General features: G+C 66.6%; 4 protein-coding genes. 2 read left to right on the forward strand and 2 right to left on the reverse strand.

Going from position 1 to position 4,554, the window contains the following annotated elements; genetic code table 11:
- Positions 1-178: 178 nt before the first annotated feature.
- Both EV646_RS38670 and EV646_RS38675 read right to left on the reverse strand, forming a co-directional pair.
- Positions 179-799, reverse strand: coding sequence for a class I SAM-dependent DNA methyltransferase (locus tag EV646_RS38670; RefSeq protein ID WP_132157823.1), 621 nt, complete (start codon positions 797-799; stop codon positions 179-181).
- Positions 796-1,929 carry an aminotransferase class V-fold PLP-dependent enzyme gene (locus EV646_RS38675; protein ID WP_132157825.1) on the reverse strand — a complete coding sequence of 378 codons (1,134 nt, stop codon included), beginning with the start codon at positions 1,927-1,929 and terminating at the stop codon, positions 796-798. The genes EV646_RS38670 and EV646_RS38675 overlap by 4 nt, the downstream gene beginning before the upstream one ends.
- Before the next feature lie 26 nt (positions 1,930-1,955).
- Between EV646_RS38675 and EV646_RS38680 the strand changes: the two genes are divergently transcribed.
- Entirely contained in the window at positions 1,956-2,705 is a 750-nt protein-coding gene (locus tag EV646_RS38680; protein ID WP_199237538.1) for a glycerophosphodiester phosphodiesterase family protein, read from the forward strand.
- A gap of 68 nt (positions 2,706-2,773) precedes the next feature.
- Positions 2,774-4,147, forward strand: coding sequence for an MFS transporter (locus tag EV646_RS38685; protein WP_132157827.1), 1,374 nt, complete (start codon positions 2,774-2,776; stop codon positions 4,145-4,147).
- Positions 4,148-4,554 lie beyond the last annotated feature (407 nt).

Consider the following 4,554-nt stretch of genomic DNA (forward strand, 5'->3'; position numbering starts at 1 on the left):
GCTTCGCATAGCTGCGTCCTTCCTGGTCGGGGTGGTGGGAGTCAAGGGTCGAAGATCGCGCAGCGACGCCGACGAAGGAGGCGCCCTTGACGCCCACCACCCCGACTAGCACCATCACGCAGCGGAGCCCGCGGCCATTACCTCCATTTGAACGCGAGCCAACCCGCACCAATCGAGCTCACACAGGCTTGCGGACCAGCACGTATGCCTGAGGCTGCTTCTCGTGCTCGAGCGGAGCATGCGTCAGCATCGCAACCTGGGCAAACCCGGCTTCGGTCAGCAAGTCGGTGATGTCGGCCGGGTCGTACCAGTAGACGTCAAGGTCGACCTCGTGACCGTAGGCGTGGTCCAAGTGATGAATCCCGCTGCCGACCTTGAAGGCGTGGAGAAGGTAGCCGCCCGCTGCAATCACTCGAGAGAGCTCGGCGAAAACCGCCGGCAAGTCCTCTGGTGGCGTGTGGACAAGCGAATACCACGCAAGTGCCCCAGCCAGCTCGGTGTCCTCCAGATCAAGGTCGAAAAGCGTACCGACCTCAAACCGCAACGACGGGTACGTCGCCCGCGCCAAGCCAACCATCTCCGGCGACAGATCGATGCCAAAGGCATCCAACCCGAGCGACGCGAGGTACGCCGTGATGCGGCCAGGCCCACAGCCGAGATCACCCACCGGCCCCTCCGGGACCAGCGAGGCGAAGAGATCGAGGGCGGCGCGGTCGTACGGGTTTTCCTGCAGGTTGTCCTTCAGGAGCTCGTGGTAGTCGGCGGCAACGGTGGCGTAGGAGCCTTGGATGTCATTCACGCGAGCACTGTAGGAAGGCGCTCCGACAGTTTCTCGTAGTCCTGCAGCGAGTTGTACGCATGCGCCGACAGCCGGATGAACCCGCGGCCATCGAAGCCGGTGAGCGTGATCTCCGCCTTCAGCTCCCGCGACACGAACGCCTTCAACGCCTCCGCCGCCGTCAGGTCCACCGACGACGGCAGCTCCACCAGCCGCATCGTTGCCGCAGGCTGTCCCACCTCGGCGACCCCGGTCCCGAGCGCCTTCGCAACCAGCCGCGCACCCTCGTCCAGCAGGCCGCTGAGCTGCGACCGCCGTACCGGCCACTGCAACTCCTCCAGCACCCGCAGCGATGTTGGCGCCGCGATCCAGGGGGCGTAGTCGTACGTGCCCTGCATGTCGAAACGCTCCGGCAAGCGCTCGTCGTGCTCCGACCAAGACACGATCAACGGCAGCGTCGCCGTCCGCCACTTCTCCGCCACCACGAGACCAGCCGTCGCCCGCGGCGCCGCCGGCCACTTGTGGAAGTTGCCGGTCCAGAAGTCGGCCCCATCCGCCGCCGGCGCATCGATCAGCCCAGGCGCGTGCGCACCGTCGACGACGACCGGCACGCCGAACGAATGGCACACCTCGACCAGGGAAGCGATCGGGAACACCCGCGCCGTCGCCGAGCTGATCTGATCCACCACCAGTACGGCGGCACCGTCCAGCGCGGACGCGATCAGCGACACGATCGTCTCGTCATCAGCCTCCAGCGGTACGTCGACCACGACCACCTCGGCCTGATGAGCCCGGGCGAACCGCTGAGCGGCGTACAACACAGCGCCGTACGCATGATTCGTCAGGACGATCCGGCTGCCCGCGGCGATCGGCAGAGTTGCGAGCGCGGCGGTGACTCCGGCGCTCGCGTTCGGGACGAGCGCGAAGCCGGCAGGGTCGGCCGACAGATATGCGGCAAGCTCCAACCGCGACACAGCCAGCCGCTCCGCCACCGAGCGGAACCACAGCATCGGGTTGGCCTCCGCCTCGGCACGAAGGGCAGCCATCACCTCCTGCGTCCGGCGCGGCACGGCGCCGTACGAGCCGTGGTTCAGGTGCAGGACGTCGGGATCGAGGGTCCACAGATCGGGGCGGGGGCTGAGTACCGTCACCACTCAAACGGTACATACTTCACCTCGTGTATCCCTACCTCGACCACAACGGGCCGATCGCGATGGCACACCGGGGCGGCGCGCTGCATCCGGACAACATCGGCTACGAGAACTCGATGCACGCCTTCGAACACGCGGTGAAGCTCGGCTACCGCTACCTCGAGACCGACCTCCACGCCACCAGCGACGGCGTCGTGATCGCCTTCCACGACAGCCGCCTCGACCGTGTCACCGACCGCACCGGCGTGGTCGCGGAGCTCCCCTGGTCCGAGGTCAGCAAGGCCAAAATCAACGGCCACGAGCCGATCCCCCGGCTGGACGAACTGCTCGAGCACTTCCCGCAAACCAAGTTCAACCTCGACATCAAGGCCGAGAACGGGCTGAAGCCCGCCGCCGACGTGCTGCGCGCGGCCAACGCGATCGACCGGGTCTGCGTCTCGTCCTTCTCCCAATCGCGCGTACGACGGATCCGCCGCGAACTCGGGCCGAGTCTGTGCACCGGGTACGGCGACTGGGAGACCGCGCTGATCCGGTTCCTCCCGATCGCGCTGATGTCGAGCGGAGCCTGCCTGCAGATCCCCGAACGCTACGGCCCTCTCAAAGTACTGACGCCCGGGCTGATCCGGCGGGCGCATGCCAGAGGCAAGCAGGTGCACGTCTGGACGGTCGACGATCCGGCCGTGATGCGGCGGATGCTCGACGCCGGCGTCGACGGCCTTATCACCGACCGCACCGACCTCCTCCGCGACGTTCTGATCGAGCGCGGCCAGTGGTAGTAATCGGGCACTGAAGTGTTATCCGCGGGTACGTCGCTTCGTCCCTCTGACCTGACACACTCCTCCGCATGGGACTTCTCTCCGCCCCGGCGGCGGTCGACAAGCGGGAGTACTGGGGGTTCAGCCTCTACGACTGGGCCAACTCCGGCTATGTCACCACCGTCGGCACGGTGCTGTTCGCGCCGTACCTGACCTCGGTCGCAGAGACCGCCGCCTGCGGATACGTCGGTACGACGGACAAGCCGTGCCACACCAACCTCGACGTACTGGGCCTCGGCATCTCGCCCGGCTCCCTCGCCTTCTACGTCGTCACGGTGGCGACGCTGGTGTCGGCACTGTTCTTGCCGGTGGTCGGCGCGATCGCGGACCGGATGGCGCGGAAGAAGCTGCTGATGTGCGGCTTCGCGTGGACGGGCGCACTGGCCGCCTGCTGCATGGTGTTCGTGGGCGGCGGCCGGTGGGAGCTCGGGGCGCTGCTGCTGTTCATCGGCAACCTGTGTCTCGGGTCGTCGCTGGTGGTCTACGACTCGATCCTGATCGACATCGCGCCACCCGACGACCGGGACGACGTCTCGTCGCGCGCGTGGGCCTTCGGCTACCTGGGCGGCTTCATCCTGCTCACGGTCAACCTCGCCGTGGTCACCGCGCACGATGCGCTCGGCATGAGCCAAGGTACGGCGGTCCGGCTCAGCCTGCTGTCCGCCGGACTCTGGTGGGGTGCGTTCACGTTCATCCCGTATCTGAAGCTGCGCGACCGGCCGCCGGTGAGCGTCGTACCGGTGCGGAGCGGCAATCTGGTGCGGCAGAGCTTCGGTCAGCTGGCGGCGACGCTGAAGCACATGCGGACCTACCCGATGACGCTGCTGTTCCTGGTCGCGTACCTGTTCTTCAACGACGGGATCCAGACCGTCATCTCGGTGTCGTCGACGTACGGCGAGAAGCAGCTCGGGTTCGAGACGCAGATCCTGATCGCGACCATCTTGCTGGTGCAGTTCGTCGCGTTCTTCGGGGCACTCGCGTTCGGGCGGTTCGCGCGGCGGTTCGGGACCAAGAACACGATCATGGGCGGGCTGGTGTTCTGGATGCTGATCGTGATCGCCGGCTTCATGCTGCCGGCGGAGCAGATCGCGCCCTTCCTGGCGATGGGGGTGGCGATCGGTATCGTCCTCGGTGGTACTCAGGCGCTGTCGCGGTCTGCTTTCAGCCAGCTGATCCCGAAGGGCCGCGAGGCGGAGTACTTCAGCCTCTACCAGGCTGGTGAGCGCGGAACCTCCTGGCTCGGGACCCTCGTCTTCGGCCTGGTCCACCAAATCACCGGCTCCTACCGGCCTGCCATCGTCGCGCTCGGCCTCTTCTTCGTCATCGGCCTCGTCCTCCTCGTCCGCGTCGACATGCGCCGAGGCATCACCGAAGCCGGCAACACCCAACCGACACTCGTCTGATCCCATTGCACCGTTCGACCACGACACGCCGCCGCGCGATGGTCGAGGGGTGCGTAAGGTCACCGCGCCCGGTCGTTCACCGCGACGTATCCACCCGGACTGGGGAGTCTGGCTGGTCGAATCAGGTGGGTAGCGCTCCCCGAACCCGCTCGACGACCGGTCCGGCCGCGATCGCGCCGAGACTCCACAGCTGCCCGCGCACCCCGGCCGAGTTGAACGAACGACCACCCACACATCGAGCAGGAGAGCCACATTTGATGGGTTCACCCATCAAATTACGGGTTACCCGCCCGAATACGGCTGGTGAACCCAGGCGGATTCACGCGGTGGTTGCAACACCGGGTGGTTTTGACTGGTCGGATAGTAGTTTGTCGAGGGCTTCGGCGGGGGTGCGCCAGTGGAGGCGT

The organism is Kribbella antiqua (assembly GCF_004345665.1).
GTDB classification, from domain to species: domain Bacteria; phylum Actinomycetota; class Actinomycetes; order Propionibacteriales; family Kribbellaceae; genus Kribbella; species Kribbella antiqua.

Coding starts and splice junctions, on each gene's coding strand:
- EV646_RS38685 (WP_132157827.1), top strand. CDS start 2,774: ATGGGACTTCTCTCCGCCCCGGCGGCGGTCGACAAGCGGGAGTACTGG.